16 protein-coding genes and 1 tRNA gene are annotated in these 19,015 nt (G+C 67.1%); 11 read left to right on the forward strand and 6 right to left on the reverse strand.

Features of this window, described 5'->3' with window-relative positions:
* Positions 1 to 96 precede the first annotated feature (96 nt).
* The 5 genes from OHB13_RS18585 to rpmH are packed head-to-tail and all read right to left on the reverse strand — an operon-like array spanning position 97 to position 2,795.
* Positions 97 to 609 (reverse strand): Jag family protein, encoded by a 513-nt coding sequence (locus OHB13_RS18585; protein WP_266855226.1) that lies wholly within the window; start codon positions 607 to 609, stop codon positions 97 to 99.
* Between the two features lie 15 nt (positions 610 to 624).
* Positions 625 to 1,938 (reverse strand): membrane protein insertase YidC, encoded by a 1,314-nt coding sequence (gene yidC, locus OHB13_RS18590; protein WP_328377852.1) that lies wholly within the window; start codon positions 1,936 to 1,938, stop codon positions 625 to 627.
* 3 nt (positions 1,939 to 1,941) lie between these two features.
* Positions 1,942 to 2,271, reverse strand: coding sequence for a membrane protein insertion efficiency factor YidD (gene yidD, locus OHB13_RS18595; RefSeq protein WP_250302354.1), 330 nt, complete (start codon positions 2,269 to 2,271; stop codon positions 1,942 to 1,944).
* Positions 2,268 to 2,639: a ribonuclease P protein component gene (rnpA, locus tag OHB13_RS18600; protein WP_328377853.1), complete on the reverse strand. Its 372-nt coding sequence runs from the start codon at positions 2,637 to 2,639 to the stop codon at positions 2,268 to 2,270. Before rnpA ends, yidD begins: the two co-directional genes overlap by 4 nt.
* An 18-nt stretch (positions 2,640 to 2,657) precedes the next feature.
* Positions 2,658 to 2,795, reverse strand: a complete 138-nt coding sequence (rpmH, locus tag OHB13_RS18605; RefSeq protein ID WP_030990579.1) for a 50S ribosomal protein L34 — start codon at positions 2,793 to 2,795, stop codon at positions 2,658 to 2,660.
* Positions 2,796 to 3,158: 363 nt separating this feature from the next.
* Between rpmH and dnaA the strand changes: the two genes are divergently transcribed.
* The 11 genes from dnaA (at position 3,159) to OHB13_RS18660 (ending at position 17,554) form a co-directional block, all read left to right on the forward strand.
* Complete coding sequence (dnaA, locus tag OHB13_RS18610) at positions 3,159 to 4,913, forward strand: chromosomal replication initiator protein DnaA (RefSeq protein WP_328377854.1); 1,755 nt, start codon at positions 3,159 to 3,161, stop codon at positions 4,911 to 4,913.
* Positions 4,914 to 5,751: 838 nt separating this feature from the next.
* A complete protein-coding gene (dnaN, locus tag OHB13_RS18615) occupies positions 5,752 to 6,882 on the forward strand; it encodes a DNA polymerase III subunit beta (RefSeq protein ID WP_266855224.1) in 1,131 nt (376 codons plus the stop codon).
* Between the two features lie 111 nt (positions 6,883 to 6,993).
* Complete coding sequence (gene gnd, locus OHB13_RS18620) at positions 6,994 to 7,872, forward strand: phosphogluconate dehydrogenase (NAD(+)-dependent, decarboxylating) (protein WP_266855223.1); 879 nt, start codon at positions 6,994 to 6,996, stop codon at positions 7,870 to 7,872.
* Positions 7,873 to 7,902: 30 nt separating this feature from the next.
* Positions 7,903 to 9,033 carry a DNA replication/repair protein RecF gene (gene recF / locus OHB13_RS18625; RefSeq protein WP_266855222.1) on the forward strand — a complete coding sequence of 377 codons (1,131 nt, stop codon included), beginning with the start codon at positions 7,903 to 7,905 and terminating at the stop codon, positions 9,031 to 9,033.
* Positions 9,030 to 9,620: a DUF721 domain-containing protein gene (locus tag OHB13_RS18630; protein WP_328377855.1), complete on the forward strand. Its 591-nt coding sequence runs from the start codon at positions 9,030 to 9,032 to the stop codon at positions 9,618 to 9,620. The genes recF and OHB13_RS18630 overlap by 4 nt, the downstream gene beginning before the upstream one ends.
* Positions 9,621 to 9,985: 365 nt before the next feature.
* Positions 9,986 to 12,049: a DNA topoisomerase (ATP-hydrolyzing) subunit B gene (gene gyrB / locus OHB13_RS18635; RefSeq protein ID WP_323183766.1), complete on the forward strand. Its 2,064-nt coding sequence runs from the start codon at positions 9,986 to 9,988 to the stop codon at positions 12,047 to 12,049.
* A gap of 41 nt (positions 12,050 to 12,090) precedes the next feature.
* Entirely contained in the window at positions 12,091 to 14,721 is a 2,631-nt protein-coding gene (gene gyrA, locus OHB13_RS18640) for a DNA gyrase subunit A (protein WP_266855220.1), read from the forward strand.
* Between the two features lie 93 nt (positions 14,722 to 14,814).
* Complete coding sequence (locus OHB13_RS18645; protein ID WP_266855219.1) at positions 14,815 to 15,354, forward strand: DUF3566 domain-containing protein; 540 nt, start codon at positions 14,815 to 14,817, stop codon at positions 15,352 to 15,354.
* 59 nt (positions 15,355 to 15,413) lie between these two features.
* Positions 15,414 to 15,487 (forward strand) — tRNA-Ile (locus OHB13_RS18650).
* 152 nt (positions 15,488 to 15,639) lie between these two features.
* Complete coding sequence (locus OHB13_RS18655; RefSeq protein WP_003958712.1) at positions 15,640 to 15,774, forward strand: DLW-39 family protein; 135 nt, start codon at positions 15,640 to 15,642, stop codon at positions 15,772 to 15,774.
* A 466-nt stretch (positions 15,775 to 16,240) separates the two neighbouring features.
* The gene (locus OHB13_RS18660; protein WP_328377856.1) at positions 16,241 to 17,554 is read left to right on the forward strand and encodes a hypothetical protein; all 1,314 of its coding nucleotides are present in this window, start codon (positions 16,241 to 16,243) and stop codon (positions 17,552 to 17,554) included.
* Between the two features lie 58 nt (positions 17,555 to 17,612).
* On the opposite strand, the gene OHB13_RS18665 is transcribed toward OHB13_RS18660, so the two are convergent.
* Positions 17,613 to 18,965: a serine/threonine-protein kinase gene (locus tag OHB13_RS18665; RefSeq protein WP_328377857.1), complete on the reverse strand. Its 1,353-nt coding sequence runs from the start codon at positions 18,963 to 18,965 to the stop codon at positions 17,613 to 17,615.
* Positions 18,966 to 19,015: the final 50 nt, after the last annotated feature.

The following is a 19,015-nucleotide window of genomic DNA, read 5'->3' on the forward strand; positions in this document are numbered from 1 at the left end:
TTCCTTACCGCGCGATACCGCATGGATGGCTGACAACAGGCTGACAAAGATCGGCCCCGCCTGCGAACAGACGGGGCCGACAGAACAATGCACCGGTCAGGCCGGAAGCACAACGACGAAGCGCTGCGGCTCCTCGCCCTCGGACTCACTGCGCAGCCCGGCTGCAGCGATCGCGTCGTGCACTACCTTGCGCTCGAACGGCGTCATCGGGTCGAGCTTGACCGGCTCGCCGGAGCTCTTCACCTCGTCGGCGGCCTTGGCGCCCAGCGCGGCGAGCTCCTCACGCTTCTTGGCCCGGAAACCCGCGATGTCCAGCATCAGCCGACTGCGGTCCCCGGTCTCCCGGTGCACCGCGAGCCTGGTGAGCTCCTGGAGGGCCTCCAGCACCTCACCGTCGCGTCCCACGAGCTTCTGAAGATCGCGACTGCTCGCATCACTGATGATCGAGACCGCAGCACGGTCGGCCTCGACGTCCATATCGATGTCACCGTCGAGGTCAGCGATGTCGAGCAGGCCCTCGAGGTAGTCAGCCGCGATCTCGCCTTCCTGCTCCAGCCTGCTCAGCGTGTCGCCCTCAGCGGCGGCGGAGGTGGTGGTGCCTTCCGTCACGGGATGGACTCCTTCTTACTTCTTGGACGGGTGCTTGGGGCGCTGCTGGCCCTTGCGCTGCCCGGACTTGGCTTGGCGTGCATTACGAGAAGCGGGCTTGGAGTCCGGCTCGGATTCAGCCTTCGGCTCGTCCTTGTCCAGCGAGGTCTTCTCGGAGGAAGCATCGGCCGTCTTGGCGTCGGCGGGCTTCTCCGAGGCCTTCGCCCCACCGGTCTGCGCCTGGCCTGCCGGGGCAGCACCCGTCTGGCGCTTCGCCTTGGTCTGGCGCTTGGGCTGCTGACGCTTCGGCGCGGCCTCAGCCAGGGTGATGCCTTCGGCCTCGGCAGCCACGGCCGCGTCACTCTTCTCGACCGTGCCATCGGCCTGGGCCACGAGGCCGGCCTTGCTCAGCGTGGTGATGAACTTACGCTCGGCGTCGTTCCGGTCCTTCGTCTCCTTGGACGCGATGCCCTTGATGATGTTGCGCTGGTGACGCGTCCGCGTCGCACCGTGCGCGACCAGGTGCTTCTGCATCCGCTCCAGCAGGCCGGACTGTGCCTGGCTGCCCGGCGTCGGGTTCCGGTGGATCACGAACATCTGCTGTCCCATGGTCCACACGTTGGTGGTGAGCCAGTACACGAGGACACCGACGGGGAAGTTGACACCCATCACGGCGAACATCACCGGGAAGACGTACATCAGCATCTTCTGCTGCTGCATGAACGGCGTCTTGACGGACATGTCGACGTTCTTCGTCATCAGCTGGCGCTGCGTGTAGAACTGCGACGCCGACATCATGACGATCATGACCGCGGTGACGATCCGGACGTCGGTCAGCGAGGCGCCGAGCGCCGCCACCTTGTCCGAGCTGTCCAAGAACTTCGCGGCCAGCGGGGCACCGAAGATGTGCGCCTTCTGCGCGCTCTCCAGGAGCGGCTTGTCGATGTACCCCTTCGTCTGCCCATTGGCGATGGCAGAAAGCACGTGGTACAGCGCAAAGAAGAACGGCGACTGCGCGATGATCGGCAGGCACGAGGAGAGCGGGTTGGTACCCGTCTCCTTGTACAGCTTCATCATCTCTTCGGACTGACGCTGCTTGTCGCTCTTGTAGCGCTCCTGGATCGCCTTCATCTTCGGCTGGAGCGCCTGCATGCCACGGGTCGACTTGATCTGCTTCACGAAGAGCGGGATCAGGCAGATCCGGATCAGAACCACCAGGGACACGATGGACAGGCCCCAGGCCCAGCCGGTGTCAGGGCCGAAGATGGCTCCGTACAGCGAGTGGAACTGGACGATGACCCACGAAACTGGGGTGGTGATAAAACTGAACAGACTGGCAATCGTGTCCACTAATCAGGCTCCTTGAGCATTGGGCGAGGTCTCTGCGGCCGGGCCGGTCTCCTGGCCGGAGTGCCCGCCCTTGCTTGTCCGCCACGCATTGCGCAGCAGTTCGTGCCAACGCGGACGTTTGCGCGGCGGAACGTGGTCCACGCCACCCGGCGACCAGGGGTTGCATCGCAGGATGCGCCAGGCCGTCAGTGCCGTTCCCTTCACCGCACCGTGCCGGTCGATAGCCGTATATCCGTAGTGGGAACACGACGGGTAGTACCTGCAGACAGGCCCCAGAAGCGGGCTGATCGTCCACTGGTACAACTTGATGAGCGCCAGCAGCGGGTATTTCATCGCGCGCCCCCTCCCAGTAGCCGCGCCAGGGCGGCGTCCAGGTCTCGGGCCAGCTGTGCATGGTCGGCGGTGCCCGCGCCGGGCAGCGCCCGTACGACAACCAGGCTACCGGGGGGCAGCTGGGGGAGCCGATCGCGCGCCAGATGGCGAAGCTTCCGCTTCACGGCGGTGCGGACGACCGCTCCGCCCACTGCCTTGCTCACGACGAAACCCGCACGTGTCGGGGGAGTGCTCTCCCCAGGCACATGCGGGTCCGTTGTACCGCTGCGTAGATGGACGACGAGCAACGGGCGACCGGCTCGGCGCCCTCGTCGTACTGCGGCTGCGAAGTCCTCGCGCCGCCTCAGCCGATTCTCGGTAGGCAGCACGTCATGACCTGTACGAGATCAGGCGGACAGGCGGGAGCGACCCTTGCCACGGCGGGTCGCCAGAATGGCGCGACCGGCGCGCGTACGCATACGGAGACGGAAACCGTGGGTCTTCGCGCGACGACGGTTGTTCGGCTGGAAGGTGCGCTTGCTCACTCGGGGGCTCCAGAAATGAATCGGGTGATGGCGGGACATCGCCTGGCTGTCACCGTGCGCCCACGAGTAGCTCGCGAATACGCCCGTGTGCACCGCTTCACGACCACAGATCGTGATCATTGCCCATCGGAGGCAGGCGGCAGCAGCCATCGACAACTCGACCTGGTCACGGTACGCGCGGCTACGCCATCCGGTCAAACCGGCCCTTAGGCTGGCCCCACTGTGCACAGGCTGTGGACAACAACTTGAACCGTGCGGGTCGCCCTGACTACCTTGGCGGAACTCCCAAGTCTTTTTCCTGCCTGTCTTCACCCCCCGTCCCGAGAACCACACATTCGTGGGACCTGCGAGAGAGCGTGCCCTGTGGCTGACGTACCTGCCGATCTTGCCGCAGTGTGGCCACGAGTCCTCGAACGTCTCCTCGGCGAGGGCCAGCAAAATATCGAGCCGAAGGACAAGCAGTGGATCGAGCGCTGCCAGCCTCTGGCTCTCGTGGCGGACACCGCTCTTCTCGCCGTCCCCAATGAATGGGGCAAGCGGGTCCTCGAAGGACGGCTGGCCCCCCTCATCAGCGAGACGCTGAGTCACGAATGCGGCCGCCCGATCCGGATCGCCATCACGGTGGACGACACCATCGGTGATCCCTCCCCGCCGGCCCCGCCGATGCAGCAGTCCCAGCAGCCCCGCTACCAGCACCCGCAGCACGACGAGCCCCGGCACAGCGACACGTATGACGGATACGGCCACCGCCCGTCGGACGACGGTATGCCGACGGCCCGGCCGGCATACCCGGACTACCAGCAGCAGCGGCCCGACCCCGGAGCCTGGCCGCGCACCCAGGAGGACCTCTCCTGGCAGCAGCCCAGGCTCGGCGGCTTCCAGGAGCGCGACCCCTACACCGGTCCGCGCTCCCAGTCACAGCACGACTACAGGCAGCAGCCGGACCGCCAGCAGTACGAGCAGCAGCGGCCCGAGCGCCACGACCTCCGCGACCCGCAGTCCTCACAGCGTCACCTGCCCGCCCCCAGCGGAGCTCCCGGGCCGCTGGCCGCACAGCCCGCTCCGGCGCCCGGCCCGGGGGAGCCGCAGGCACGGCTGAACCCCAAGTACCTCTTCGACACGTTCGTCATCGGCGCGTCCAACCGCTTCGCGCACGCGGCCGCAGTCGCTGTCGCCGAGGCGCCGGCCAAGGCGTACAACCCGCTGTTCATCTACGGGGAGTCCGGGCTCGGCAAGACGCACCTGCTCCATGCCATCGGCCACTACGCCCGGAGCCTCTATCCGGGAACCCGGGTGCGCTACGTGAGCTCCGAGGAGTTCACCAACGAGTTCATCAACTCGATCCGCGACGGCAAGGGCGACACCTTCCGCAAGCGCTACCGCGATGTCGACATCCTCCTCGTCGACGACATCCAGTTCCTGGCGAGCAAGGAGTCGACGCAGGAGGAGTTCTTCCACACCTTCAACACGCTGCACAACGCGAACAAGCAGATCGTGCTCTCCTCCGACCGGCCGCCCAAGCAGCTGGTGACCCTGGAGGACCGGCTGCGCAACCGGTTCGAGTGGGGCCTCACCACCGACGTGCAACCGCCGGAGCTGGAGACGCGGATCGCAATCCTCCGCAAGAAGGCGGTCCAGGAGCAGCTCAACGCCCCGCCGGAGGTACTGGAGTTCATCGCCTCCCGTATCTCGCGCAACATCCGCGAGCTGGAGGGGGCGCTGATCCGGGTGACGGCGTTCGCCTCGCTCAACCGCCAGCCGGTGGATCTCGGGCTCACCGAGATCGTTCTGAAGGATCTGATCCCCGGTGGGGAGGACGCGGCCCCGGAGATCACCGCGAGCGCCATCATGGCGGCGACGGCCGATTACTTCGGTCTGACCATCGAGGACCTCTGCGGATCCTCGCGCAGCCGCGTGCTGGTGACGGCCCGGCAGATCGCGATGTACCTCTGCCGTGAGCTCACGGACCTCTCACTGCCCAAGATCGGGGCGCAGTTCGGCGGCCGTGACCACACGACCGTGATGCACGCGGACCGGAAGATCCGTGCGCTGATGGCCGAGCGGCGTTCCATCTACAACCAGGTCACGGAGCTCACCAACCGCATCAAGAACGGCTGACCGAGCGGCTTCCAGAACCTCCGAAGGGCGCCCCGGGACTTGAGTCCGGGGGCGCCCTTCGCTGTTCCCCGCCGTTCTCCGCATGTTCCTCGCACCGACGGTGTTCGAATACGGGGCTGCACGCGTATGTTCTCCACAGCATTGGGGGCGATGGGCCGTCCACACCCTGGGGACTGATCAGTTGTCCAGATTGTGTCCACAGGGACAGCGCCTGAGACTCCATCAGGCCAGGTCAGGCGGTTGTGGATTTGTGGCCAACCCCTGTCCACAGCCTGTGGACGGATTTTTCTTCCACAGCCCCGGGCATTCGTTGTCCACCGGCGGCCCACAGGCAGGGCCCTGTTGTCCCCAGCTTCTCCACACCCTTGTCCACTGTTCGGCAACGAAACACCCGTGGTCACCGGGTCGAGTGAAAGCCGTCACACCAAGGTGGTTGGTTGGGCTGTGGGCAAGGTGGGTAAAGCTGGGGACGGAGCTGGGGAGAAGTCCCCCTCCCCTGTGTACCGAGTGTGCAGAACTTTTCGCCGTCCACAGAGCCGGGCACTTTTCCACCGGCTCCACCCACAGGCACGGTGGACAAAAAACCGCCTCTGAGCTGCGCAAACGCGGTTATCCACGGTTTCCACAGCACCTACTACTACTACCCCCTGGAGTTACCGGGGAATTGGCTTCGAAGTGGGCGCTGTGCACAACTTGCCGCCGGAGCCCCTGGTGCCTCTCGGCACGACTTGACCCCGACGCGCACCGACTGTCGGCGGCGTACGTCAGACTGGTCCCCGGCGAGAAGCCGACGACGAAGGCCAGCAGGGCGAGCGAGCAACAGCAGGAGGCGGTTCCGGTGAAGATCCGGGTGGAGCGCGATGTACTCGCGGAGGCGGTGGCCTGGGCGGCCCGCAGCCTTCCGGCCCGTCCGCCGGTGCCCGTTCTTGCGGGCCTGCTGCTCAAGGCCGAGGAAGGCACGCTGAGCCTCTCCGGCTTCGACTACGAGGTCTCGGCGCGGGTCTCGGTCGACGCGGAGATCGAGGAGCACGGCACCGTGCTCGTCTCCGGCCGGCTGCTCGCCGACATCTGCCGTGCACTCCCCAACCGCCCGGTGGAGATCTCCACCGACGGGGTCAGGGCGACCGTGGTCTGCGGCTCCTCCCGGTTCACCCTCCACACCCTTCCTGTGGAGGAGTACCCGGCGCTGCCGCAGATGCCGACCGCGACGGGCACCGTCCCCGGTGAGGTCTTCGCCTCCGCCGCGGCCCAGGTGGCCATCGCCGCGGGCCGTGACGACACGCTGCCCGTTCTCACCGGCGTACGGATCGAGATCGAGGGTGACCGGGTCACCCTGGCGTCCACCGACCGCTACCGCTTCGCGGTCCGTGAGTTCCTGTGGAAGCCGGAGGACCCGGAGGCATCCGCGGTCGCGCTGGTGCCCGCCAAGACGCTCCTGGACACCGCTAAGTCGCTGACCAGCGGTGACACCGTGACGCTCGCGCTGTCCGGGTCCGGCGCAGGCGAGGGCCTGATCGGTTTCGAGGGTGCCGGCCGGCGTACGACCACTCGGCTTCTCGAAGGCGACCTGCCGAAGTACCGGACGCTCTTCCCGACCGAGTTCAACTCGATCGCCGTGATCGAGACGCCCGCGTTCGTCGAGGCCGTCAAGCGTGTCTCCCTCGTCGCCGAGCGGAACACTCCGGTGCGGCTCAGCTTCGAGCAGGGTGTGCTGATCCTGGAGGCCGGGTCGAGCGACGACGCACAGGCTGTGGAGCGGGTGGACGCCAAGCTCGACGGCGACGACATCTCGATCGCCTTCAACCCGACCTTCCTGCTGGACGGTCTCAGTGCGATCGACTCCCCCGTCGCCCAGCTCTCCTTCACGACGTCGACCAAGCCCGCACTGCTCAGCGGCCGGCCCGCTCTCGATGCCGAGGCGGACGACGCCTACAAGTACCTGATCATGCCTGTGCGGCTGTCGGGCTGAGCCGGTTCGAGGCCGTACGTCTGAGCGGCTTACCCCGCAGGTGTGTACCCGTGTCCCGGCGTACGCTCGGACGCGGGTACGAAACGCCACCACGTCACTAAGGATCTTCTGATGGAGCTCGGTCTCGTCGGCCTCGGCAAGATGGGCGGGAACATGCGCGAGCGCATCCGCCGCGCTGGTCACACCGTCATCGGTTACGACCGCAACCCGGACGTAGCCGATGTCCACAGCCTGGAAGAGCTTGTGGGCAAGCTCAAGGGCCCCCGCGTCGTGTGGGTCATGGTCCCGGCAGGCGCCGCGACCCAGTCCACAGTCGACGAGCTGGCCGACCTGCTCTCCCCGGGCGATGTTGTGGTGGACGGCGGCAACTCACGCTGGACGGACGACGAGAAGCACGCGGTCGAGCTGGGCATCAAGGGCATCGGCTTCGTCGACTGCGGTGTCTCCGGTGGCGTCTGGGGCCTGGAGAACGGCTACGCGCTGATGTACGGCGGCGACGCCGAGAACGTCGCGAAGGTCCAGCCGGTCTTCGACGCGCTCAAGCCCGAAGGGGAGTTCGGCTCCGTCCACGCGGGCAAGGTCGGCGCCGGCCACTTCGCCAAGATGGTCCACAACGGCATCGAGTACGCCATGATGCAGGCGTACGCCGAGGGCTGGGAGCTCCTGGAGAAGGTCGACTCCGTCACCGACGTGCGCGAGGTCTTCCGCTCCTGGCAGGAGGGCACGGTCATCCGTTCCTGGCTGCTCGACCTCGCGGTCAATGCACTGGACGACGACGAGCACCTCGACCAGCTCCGTGGTTTCGCCGCTGATTCGGGCGAAGGACGCTGGACGGTCGAGGCCGCGATCGACAACGCGGTGCCGCTGCCCGCGATCACCGCGTCGCTCTTCGCCCGCTTCGCCTCGCGCCAGGACGACTCTCCGCAGATGAAGATGATCGCCGCACTGCGCAACCAGTTCGGTGGCCACGCGGTCGAGAACAAGAAGTAAGCCAGCAGCAGGGAAGGTCGGCGCACGGTCATGCACGTCACGCATCTGTCGCTGGCCGACTTCCGCTCGTACGCCCGGGTCGAGGTGCCTCTCGATCCGGGCGTCACTGCGTTCGTGGGTGCCAACGGCCAGGGCAAGACGAACCTCGTCGAGGCGGTCGGCTATCTGGCTACGCTCGGCAGCCACCGGGTCTCCTCCGATGCGCCGCTGGTGCGGATGGGGGCCGACCGTGCGGTGATCCGGGCTGCGGTGACCCAGGGCGAGCGGTCCCAGCTGGTCGAGCTGGAACTCAACCCGGGACGGGCCAACAGGGCCCGGATCAACCGGTCTTCGCAAGTCAGGCCGCGCGATGTCCTGGGAATCGTCCGGACTGTGCTCTTCGCACCCGAGGATCTGGCCCTGATCAAGGGCGATCCGGGTGAGCGCCGCCGGTTCCTGGATGAACTGATCACGGCGCGTTCGCCGCGGATGGCCGGTGTGCGCTCCGACTACGAGCGGGTGCTGAAACAGCGCAACACGCTGCTGAAGTCCGCGGCGATGGCCCGCAGACACGGCGGCAAGTCCATGGACATGTCCACACTCGACGTCTGGGACCAGCATCTGGGGCGGGTGGGCGCCGAGTTGCTGGCGCAGCGGCTGGACCTGATCGCCACGTTGCAGCCGCTGGCCGACAAGGCGTACGAGCAGGTGGCGCCCGGTGGCGGGCCGGTTGTGCTGGAGTACCGGAGCTCGCTGGGTGAGGGGATCGAGGCAGCTCAGTCGAAGGACGAGCTGTACGAGCAGCTGATCGCCGCGCTGGTGGGGGTCCGTAAGCAGGAGATCGAGCGCGGGGTGACGCTGGTCGGTCCGCACCGTGACGACCTGGTGCTGAAGCTCGGCAGGCTGCCGGCCAAGGGGTACGCGAGCCACGGTGAGTCCTGGTCGTATGCGCTGGCGCTGCGGCTGGCCTCGTACGACTTGCTGCGGACCGAGGGCAATGAGCCGGTGCTGGTGCTCGACGATGTCTTCGCGGAGCTGGACGTACGGCGCAGGGAGAGACTTGCCGAGCTGGTGGCGCCGGGGGAACAGGTGCTGGTGACGGCTGCGGTGGACGACGATGTGCCGGGTGTCCTGGCGGGTGTGCGGTTCGCGGTCTCGGACGGGGCGGTGGACCGGGTATGAGCGGATCCTCCCTTCCGGGCGAGGATGGCGGGGAACCGCGCGGTTCCGGCTCCGCCCTTCCACCCGGACCTGAGGCGGCGAAGGTTCCGGAGTCCTCGGGGATCGACCTGGCACGGGTCGCGTTGCGGGCGGCTAAGGAACAGGCGAAAGCGCGGGGGGCGGCCGCGCAGCAGAAGAAGCAGGCCAAGCGCGGTGGACTGCGCTCGGGCGCACGGGCTGACGGGCGCGACCCTCTGCCGCTGGGTGCCGCCATCAACCGGCTGATCACTGAGCGTGGCTGGGAGACACCGGCCGCGGTGGGCGGGGTGATGGGCCGCTGGCCGCAGATCGTGGGCGAGGACGTCGCGAACCACTGTGTCCCCCAGCGCTACGACGAGGATGCCCGGGTGCTGACCGTGCAGTGCGATTCGACTGCCTGGGCGACGCAGCTGAGGCTGCTGGCGCCGCAACTGGTGGCCCGGCTGAACGCGGATCTGGGCCATGGCACGGTGAAGCTGCTGAAGGTTCTTGGCCCGGGCGGGCCGCCACGGCGGTTCGGACCACTGCGGGCACCTGGGAGCAAGGGCCCGGGCGATACGTACGGCTGAGGCCGGCGATGCCTGCCCCTGGTGTCGTTTCCGCACGGGCGGCCTCTGTGATCTCGTCCGAAATGTGTGCTGTTTCACGTGAAACAGCACACAGTGGGACTGCGCAGGATGGAGCACTACTCGGAGGGTGTCCCTCACCGTAGCGGGAGGTTGACAGCCCGAGGCGCTGAAAGCCCGTGTGAGCCTCTTGGAGCCCCTTCCTTGATATGGGGAGTCGTTCGGCGCCGGTTCAGGGCGGCACATGTGGACTCAGGTACCGGCAAACCCCCATTGATGTCTGCGCTACCGGTAGACTGAGAGACAATCCCGCCACTCGCGGAACATGTCGAACGACGCAGCCGCTCCTGCCTGCCCTGGAGAGGCCTGTGCTGTGCCAGAAAGGGCGCTTCGTGGCCGATTCCGGCAACCCCAATGAGATCCCCCCGTCCACTGTCGGTGAGCACGGCGAGGTAACCGCCTCGTACGACGCCAGCGCGATCACTGTCCTTGAGGGGCTGGACGCGGTCCGCAAGCGGCCCGGCATGTACATCGGCTCGACCGGTGAGCGCGGACTCCATCATCTGGTGTACGAGGTCGTCGACAACTCGGTCGACGAGGCCCTGGCCGGGCACGCGGACACCATCGATGTCACGATCCTCGCCGATGGCGGGGTGCGCGTGGTCGACAACGGCCGCGGTATCCCGGTCGACATCGTGCCCTCGGAGAACAAGCCGGCCGTCGAGGTCGTCCTGACCGTGCTGCACGCCGGTGGCAAGTTCGGCGGCGGCGGTTACGCCGTCTCCGGTGGTCTGCACGGTGTGGGTGTGTCCGTCGTCAACGCCCTCTCCGCCAAGGTCGCGGTGGATGTCAAGCGTGACGGCTACCGCTGGACGCAGGACTACAAGCTCGGTGTCCCGACGGCGCCGCTGGCCCGTAACGGGGCAACCGAGGAGAGCGGCACCACCGTCACCTTCTGGGCCGACGGGGACATCTTCGAGACGACCGACTACTCCTTCGAGACGCTGTCGAGGCGTTTCCAGGAGATGGCGTTCCTCAACAAGGGCCTCACCCTGACGCTGACCGACGAGCGCGAGTCGGCGAAGGCCACCGCGGGTGCGGACACGGTGGGCGAGGTCGCGGAGGAAGAGCAGGTCCGGACTGTCACGTACCACTACGAGGGCGGCATCGTCGACTTCGTGAAGTACCTCAACTCGCGCAAGGGTGAGCTCATCCACCCGACCGTGATCGACGTCGAGGCCGAGGACAAGGAGCGCCTCCTCTCGGCCGAGATCGCGATGCAGTGGAACTCGCAGTACAGCGAGGGCGTGTACTCCTTCGCGAACACGATCCACACGCATGAGGGCGGCACCCACGAGGAGGGCTTCCGGGCCGCTCTGACGGGCCTGGTCAACCGGTACGCGCGCGAGAAGAAGCTGCTGCGCGAGAAGGACGACAACCTCTCCGGTGAGGACATCCGTGAGGGTCTGACGGCGATCATCTCGGTGAAGCTGGGCGAGCCGCAGTTCGAGGGCCAGACGAAGACCAAGCTGGGCAACACGGAGGCGAAGACCTTCGTGCAGAAGGTCGTCTACGAGCACCTCACGGACTGGTTCGACCGGAACCCGAACGAGGCCGTCGACATCATCCGCAAGGCCATCCAGGCGCAGACGGCACGGGTGGCAGCGCGTAAGGCACGTGACCTGACCCGGCGGAAGGGCCTGCTGGAGAGTGCCTCGTTGCCGGGCAAGCTCAGCGACTGCCAGTCGAACGACCCGACGAAGTGCGAGATCTTCATCGTCGAGGGTGACTCCGCCGGTGGTTCGGCGAAGTCCGGGCGTAACCCGATGTACCAGGCGATCCTGCCGATCCGAGGCAAGATCCTGAACGTCGAGAAGGCGCGGATCGACAAGATCCTCCAGAACACCGAGGTCCAGGCCCTGATCTCAGCGTTCGGTACCGGGGTCCACGAGGACTTCGACATCGAGAAGCTCCGCTATCACAAGATCATTCTGATGGCGGACGCCGACGTCGACGGTCAGCACATCAACACGCTGCTTCTGACGTTCCTCTTCCGGTTCATGCGGCCGCTGGTCGAGGCCGGGCACGTGTATCTGTCGCGCCCGCCGCTGTTCAAGATCAAGTGGGGTCGGGACGACTTCGAGTACGCGTACTCGGACACGGAGCGGGACGCTCTGGTCGAGCTCGGCAAGCAGAGCGGCAAGCGCGTCAGGGACGACTCGATCCAGCGCTTCAAGGGTCTCGGTGAGATGAACGCCGAGGAACTGCGCATCACCACGATGGACGTGGACCACCGTGTGCTCGGCCAGGTCACGCTCGACGACGCGGCGCAGGCCGACGATCTGTTCTCGGTGCTGATGGGCGAGGACGTCGAAGCGCGGCGCTCGTTCATTCAGCGCAACGCCAAGGACGTTCGGTTCCTCGACATCTGAGTCGGTCTCGGCTGACCGCACTGAAAGGACTTTGACCAGCAATGGCCGACGAGAATTCCCCTGTGATGCCCGAACAGCCGCCTGCTGTCCCCGGCATCGGTATGCGTGTCGAGCCGGTGGGGCTCGAAACGGAGATGCAGCGTTCGTATCTCGACTACGCGATGTCCGTCATCGTGTCTCGTGCGCTGCCGGACGTGCGGGACGGTCTGAAGCCCGTCCATCGCCGGGTGCTGTACGCGATGTACGACGGCGGCTACCGGCCCGAGAAGGGCTTCTACAAGTGCGCCCGTGTCGTCGGTGACGTCATGGGCACCTACCACCCGCACGGCGACTCCTCGATTTACGACGCCCTGGTCCGGCTGGCCCAGCACTGGTCGATGCGTATGCCGCTGGTGGACTCGAACGGGAACTTCGGCTCTCCCGGCAACGACCCGGCCGCCGCGATGCGGTACACCGAGTGCAAGATGATGCCCCTGTCCATGGAGATGGTCAGGGACATCGACGAGGAGACCGTCGACCTCCAGGACAACTACGACGGCCGTAACCAGGAGCCCGTGGTTCTCCCGGCCAGGTTCCCGAACCTGCTGGTCAACGGCTCCGCCGGCATCGCGGTCGGCATGGCCACCAACATTCCTCCGCACAACCTGCGCGAGGTGGCGGCCGGAGCCCAGTGGTATCTGGAGAACCCGGAGGCCTCGCACGAGGATCTTCTGGACGCCCTGCTGGAGCGCATCAAGGGCCCGGACTTCCCGACCGGCGCACTGGTCGTGGGGCGCAAGGGCATCGAGGAGGCGTACCGCACCGGGCGCGGCTCCATCACGATGCGTGCTGTGGTCGCGGTCGAGGAGATCCAGAACCGCCAGTGCCTGGTGGTCACGGAGCTTCCGTACCAGACCAACCCCGACAACCTCGCGCAGAAGATCGCCGACCTGGTGAAGGACGGCAAGGTCGGCGGGATCGCCGACGTGCGGGACGAGACCTCGTCGCGCACGGGGCAGCGACTTGTCGTCGTGCTGAAGCGGGACGCGGTTGCCAAGGTCGTGCTGAACAACCTCTACAAGCACACCGATCTCCAGTCGAACTTCAGCGCCAACATGCTGGCGCTGGTCGACGGTGTACCGCGCACCCTGTCGATCGACGCGTTCATCCGGCACTGGGTGACGCACCAGATCGAGGTCATCGTCCGGCGCACCAAGTTCCGGTTGCGCAAGGCCGAGGAGCGCGCCCACATTCTGCGTGGTCTGCTCAAGGCGCTGGACGCGATCGACGAGGTCATCGCGCTGATCCGGCGCAGCCAGACGGTCGATGTCGCGCGCGAGGGCCTGATGGGCCTGCTGGAGATCGACGAGATCCAGGCGAACGCGATCCTGGAGATGCAGCTGCGCCGACTGGCCGCGCTGGAGCACCAGAAGATCACGGCCGAGTTCAACGAGCTCCAGGCGAAGATCAACGAGTACAACGCGATCCTGGTCTCGCCCGAGCGCCAGCGGCAGATCGTCAGCGAGGAGCTGGCGGTCATCGTCGACAAGTTCGGCGACGACCGGCGCTCGAAGCTGGTGCCCTTCGACGGTGACATGTCCATCGAGGACCTGATCGCCGAGGAGGACATTGTCGTCACCATCACGAACGGTGGTTACGTCAAGCGCACCAAGACCGAGGACTACCGCTCGCAGAAGCGCGGCGGTAAGGGCGTGCGGGGCACCAAGCTGAAGCAGGACGACATCGTCGACCACTTCTTCGTCTCCACGACCCACCACTGGCTGCTGTTCTTCACGAACAAGGGCCGGGTGTACCGGGCGAAGGCCTACGAACTCCCGGACGCGGGCCGCGACGCGCGCGGCCAGCACGTCGCCAACCTGCTGGCGTTCCAGCCGGACGAGCAGATCGCACAGATCCTGGCGATCCGTGACTACGACGCGGCGCCGTATCTGATCCTCGCCACCAAGGGTGGCCTGGTGAAGAAGACACCGCTCAAGGACTATGACTCGCCTCGTTCGGGCGGCGTTATCGCGATCAACCTGCGGGAGACTCCGGACGGCAGCGACGACGAGCTGATCGGCGCCGAGCTGGTGTCGGCCGAGGACGATCTGCTGCTGGTCAGCAGGAAGGCTCAGTCGATCCGGTTCACGGCGACGGACGACGCCCTGCGGCCTATGGGACGCGCGACATCCGGTGTGAAGGGCATGAGTTTCCGCGAGGGCGACGAGCTGCTCTCGATGAATGTCGTCAGGCCGGGTACTTTCGTGTTCACTGCCACTGACGGCGGGTACGCCAAGCGGACCCCCGTCGATGAGTACCGCGTCCAGGGCCGCGGCGGTCTGGGTATCAAGGCTGCCAAGATCGTGGAGGACCGGGGCTCGCTGGTCGGCGCGCTGGTGGTCGAGAGTACGGATGAAATCCTCGCCATCACGCTCGGCGGTGGTGTGATTCGTACGCGAGTCAATGAAGTCAGGGAGACGGGCCGTGACACCATGGGCGTCCAACTGATCAACCTGGGCAAGCGCGATGCCGTGGTCGGTATCGCTCGCAACGCCGAGGCCGGCCGAGAGGCCGAAGAGATTGACGCGGTCGACGGCGATGCGGATGCGGTCGACAGTGGTTCGGTCGACGCTGACACGGTCGAAGCGGTAGTCGAAGGCACCGAGCCTTCGGCAGGGGAGCACGAGGAGTAGAACGTGAGTGGAGCCACGGGCGACGGAGCGGCCGCTTCCGGAGCCGGAGCACGCAGTGCCCGTGGCCCTGCCGCGGACTCTCAAGGGGGAACGGTGACGGACACGCGTGGGGCGCAGCCGCAGTACGAGTCGCAGCCGTACCAGCCGCCGCAGGCCTACCCGTCGCCGTCGGCCGGCGGTGCGCAGGGTGGTCAGCGTACGGGCGGTGGCGGTACGCAGGCAGGAGTGCGCCGGCCGCGTACCGGGGCGCGAACGACTCCCCGCACGCGGAAGGCCCGGCTGCGGGTGGCCAAGGCCGATCCGTGGTCGGTGATGAAGGTCAGCTTCCTGCTGTCCATCGCGCTGGGCGTCTGCACCATTGTGGCGGCCGCGGTGCTGTGGATGGTCATGGACGCCATGGGCGTCTTCTCGACAGTGGGCGGGACCATCAGCGAGGCCACCGGCTCAACTGACGGCAGCGGCTTCGATCTTCAGTCGTTCCTCTCGCTGCCGCGGGTGCTGCTGTTCACATCGGTCATCGCGGTGATCGATGTGGTGCTGGCCACAGCACTGGCGACGCTGGGTGCCTTCATCTATAACCTGTCGGCCGGGTTTGTCGGCGGTGTCGAGCTGACCCTCGCCGAGGACGAGTAGAGGCTCAGCTATCGATTTTGGGACTGGCCCTGGAGTGCGCTAATCTTCAGGGGCAGCGCGGGGCTATAGCTCAGTTGGTTAGAGCGCATCCCTGATAAGGATGAGGCCACAGGTTCAAATCCTGTTAGCCCCACCGCGAACGTCGGCCCGGACAGTTTTCTGTCCGGGCCGACTGCATTACCGGGCCCGATAGTTGGACGGGAACTAGGTCACCGATCGGTATCGGCCGGTGTGTATAGTCGGGCGCCAGAAGTCCCTTACGTCAAGGAAAGACGAGGTCGCGCGGTGAAGAAGCTTCTCCTGGTCGCACTGGCCGCCATTGGCGGGCTCCTCGTGTACCGCCAGATCCAGGCGGATCGCGCCGAGCAGGATCTGTGGACGGAGGCGACTGACTCCGTGCCCGCAGGTTCGGGTGTGTGAGACACAGCGTCTTGAATGCAGGGCCCCGGTCGCTTTTTGCGGCCGGGGCCCTGTGACGTTCGCGCTGTGACTCCGGATTCGGGTTCACCCTCGCAATCAGGGGCGCTGTGCGGGCCGTGTGAGCCGAGGTGGGCCCTCTCTCGGCCTTGTGGCGGCTCCTTGCGGGGCACGCCGCCAGGTGCCCTTTTCCTGGCTCCTGCGGAGGTGCTGGCCCGGGCTCGGGTGCCGGCTCCTGGCGCTGATGTTTCACGTGGAACATCCTTCCGCCGATTACGGACTGCCGGACGGGAACGGTAGGGACCATCCAGCTGTGCACGCAGACAACGTGATGACGAACCGGGCAGGATGGGCCGGGACCGCGTTCGTTGCCGCGGTCACTGGTGCGACCCACGTGATCTGGTGATCTCGGGGTTGGTCTTTGGGCGGGGCGGCGCCCGGCTGCCGGGCGGACAACGGGGGGAATCAGGTGAAGAGGCAGCGCAGCTTGGGCCGGGTCGCGCTGGCCGCAGTGGCGGCGGTGTGCTCGGTGGGGGCGTTTCCGGGGCAGGCGGCGGCTGTGGGTGAGCCCGGGCCGTACGCCTTCGACCACCATGCGACGACGGTGGCGGGGGCTGTGGCCAGCACCGACGCGAAGCAGCTCAAGGCAGGTTCGACCTACCGCTCCTCGATCGAACCGGGCGGCCAGCTCTACTACCAGGTCGAGCTGGACGCTGCCTCCGACGCCTATGTCTCCGCTGTGGCCGTGCCCAGGCTCGGGCCGCAGGAGAAGGTCGACTACGCCGACGGCATCAAGGTGTCCCTCCAGGACCTCAAGGGGAACTCCTGCGGGAATGACAACGATGCGGTGTTCGGCTCCGCCGGCTACCCGCGGCCGATCGCGGCTCATGCCACGCGCACAGTCAAGAAGGACGGCATCTTCTGCCAGTCGGCAGGGCCGTACTACGTGCTGATCGAGAGGACCACCAAGGCCACCTCCGCCCAGGACGAGTGGGGGCTGGAGATCCGCGTCGATTCGGAGCCCGGACTGAAGTCCGGCTCGGCGGGCCCGACGGAGGCACCGTCCAGCTGGCCGTCCGCATCGCCCGTTCCGCCGGCGGGCACGGCACAGCGGGCCGAGGGTGGTACAGGGTTCAATGATGCTGCCGCGCTGAAGCCCGGTGTGTGGGACGACCGGATCAAGCCCGGTCAGACCCGTTTCTACCGGGTGCCGGTCGGCTGGGGGCAGCAGCTCTTCGCCAGCACCGATCTCGGTAGCTCCACGGGCAGCGGCTTCGTCGCCAGCGCCCTCAGCGTGCAGCTGTACAACCCGGTCCGGTCCGCGGTCTCCACGGGCTACACGCTGTACGACGGGAAGCCGAAGTCGGCAGCACCGGACCCGCTGCCACCGGTGGCGTACCGGAACCGGTACAGCGTGCGTGACGAGGTCAGCGGGGCACGGATGGCCGGTGACTACTATCTCGCGGTCACCCTCAGCCCGGACGTCGCGAAGAGCTTCGGGGAGAAGGGGTACGGGCTGACGCTGAGGATGAGCGTCAAGGGCACGGAGGGGCCGCCACCGGCGTACGCGGGCGCGGTGCCCCACTACGGAACATCGGCCGGTGAGAGCGCGGGCCACGGCGCCATGAGGCTGGTGGGGATCGCCGGGATCAGTGCGGGCACGGTGCTGGTACTGGGACTCGGTGTGTGGACGCTGCTCGCGAGGCGGCGCGCGGGAACGGTGCCGGTCCAGCAGCAGGGACGGCAGTCCCCGCCGCAGTACGGGCCGCCTTCCGCCTGGTAATTCGACAATGCGGTGCTGCGGGCGGCATGGGCCCGGGGCCGGTCCCGTCGGCTCCGGGTCAGCTCTGTGTCAGCGCCCAGATGCCCACGGCGAAGCAGATCAGCGCGATCACCAGGACCGGGACCGTCACCTTCGGGGGCGGTCCCGGACGTGTGCGAGGGACCGGCACCGACTGGGTGGGAACCTGCGAGGGCGGAGCGGTGTACCTATCAGTGTGGGGTTGTTCGTGCAGGGCCCGACCGAGGAGGGGGGAGGTCGTATGCGGGACCGCGGGTTGGGCTGCGGGCGGCGGTGCCGGTGCTGGGGCGGCTGCCGACCCGGGAGGCGGGGCCAGGTGGAAGCTGCCTGTTTCGGACATCGCAGGCTGCTGTGGTTGCTGCTGGTGGGGTGCAGGCTGCTGTTCGGTCGGGGGGTGGGCCGGTATCCCTTGCTGCGTTGGCGTCTGCCGTACGGGGGACTGGGGCGCGGTTCCGGGCTGCGGCCCGGGTGCTTGCTGAGCCCCGAGCCGGTGAGCCAAGCTGTTCTGTTCCCGGACAGGGCCTTCGGGGCCGAATCCGGTGGGCAGTGGGCCGATCTGGTCGGAGACCTCGACGGGCTCCTCGCCGGGGCGTGGTTCGGCAAGCAGTTCCGCTGCCGTGGCCAGCGCCTTGCGGGTGCCGTTCGCCGTACGGAACCGCGCCTGGGGGTCCGGCTGAAGCAGTCCGGCGAGCACCTGCCACAGCGGCTCGGGGATGCCCTGGGGTGCGCCGGGCGTGCCGTGGGCCGCGAAGTACTCCACGAGGGCTCTGGAGTCGGGCCGGGCGCCCTGGAGCAGATAGAGCGCGACCAGGCCGACCGCGAACAGGTCGGCTGTGAAGTCCGGTTCGGCACCCAGCATCTGCTCCGGTGCGAAGTAGCCGGGCGTCCCCACCACATAGTTGTTCTCGGTGAGGCGGGGCTCGCCCTTGCGCATCGAGATGCCGAAGTCGGACAGCCGCAGATGCGGCCGTCCGGCCCCGGTGGCTTCCATCAGGATGTTCGCCGGCTTGATGTCGCGGTGTACGACGCCTTCCGCGTGGACGGCGGCAAGCCCGGCCAGCAGTTGATCGAGCAGCGTACAGACGAACCGTGGTGGCAGCGGGCCGTAGTCACTGATGACTTGGACGAGCGAACCTCCGCTCACGAGTTCCATGGTGAACAACACCTGGTCGTCGTCCGCGGCCCAGCTGGCGGGGGCGAGCACATGAGGGTGGTCTATGCGCAGTGCCTGTTCGCGCACGAAGCGCAGCAGGGTGTGTGCATCGCTCTGCTGGAGCACCTTGGCCGCCACATAACGACGCCTGCGGTGGTCCCACGCACGCCAGACCGCTCCGACGCCCCCGCGCCCGATCGGGTCGACCAGTTCGTACCGCCCGGCGAAGACCTCACCCATGCGCTGTACCCATGCTCTGCACCCGCCCCCCTGTCAGCTGCGCCTCAGCC

It is taken from the genome of Streptomyces sp. NBC_00440, from assembly GCF_036014215.1.
Lineage (GTDB): Bacteria > Actinomycetota > Actinomycetes > Streptomycetales > Streptomycetaceae > Streptomyces.

Coding starts and splice junctions, on each gene's coding strand:
- yidD (WP_250302354.1), bottom strand. CDS start 2,271: ATGAAATACCCGCTGCTGGCGCTCATCAAGTTGTACCAGTGGACGATC.
- OHB13_RS18630 (WP_328377855.1), top strand. CDS start 9,030: ATGAGCGGATCCTCCCTTCCGGGCGAGGATGGCGGGGAACCGCGCGGT.
- OHB13_RS18665 (WP_328377857.1), bottom strand. CDS start 18,965: ATGGGTGAGGTCTTCGCCGGGCGGTACGAACTGGTCGACCCGATCGGG.
- gyrA (WP_266855220.1), top strand. CDS start 12,091: ATGGCCGACGAGAATTCCCCTGTGATGCCCGAACAGCCGCCTGCTGTC.
- gnd (WP_266855223.1), top strand. CDS start 6,994: ATGGAGCTCGGTCTCGTCGGCCTCGGCAAGATGGGCGGGAACATGCGC.
- recF (WP_266855222.1), top strand. CDS start 7,903: ATGCACGTCACGCATCTGTCGCTGGCCGACTTCCGCTCGTACGCCCGG.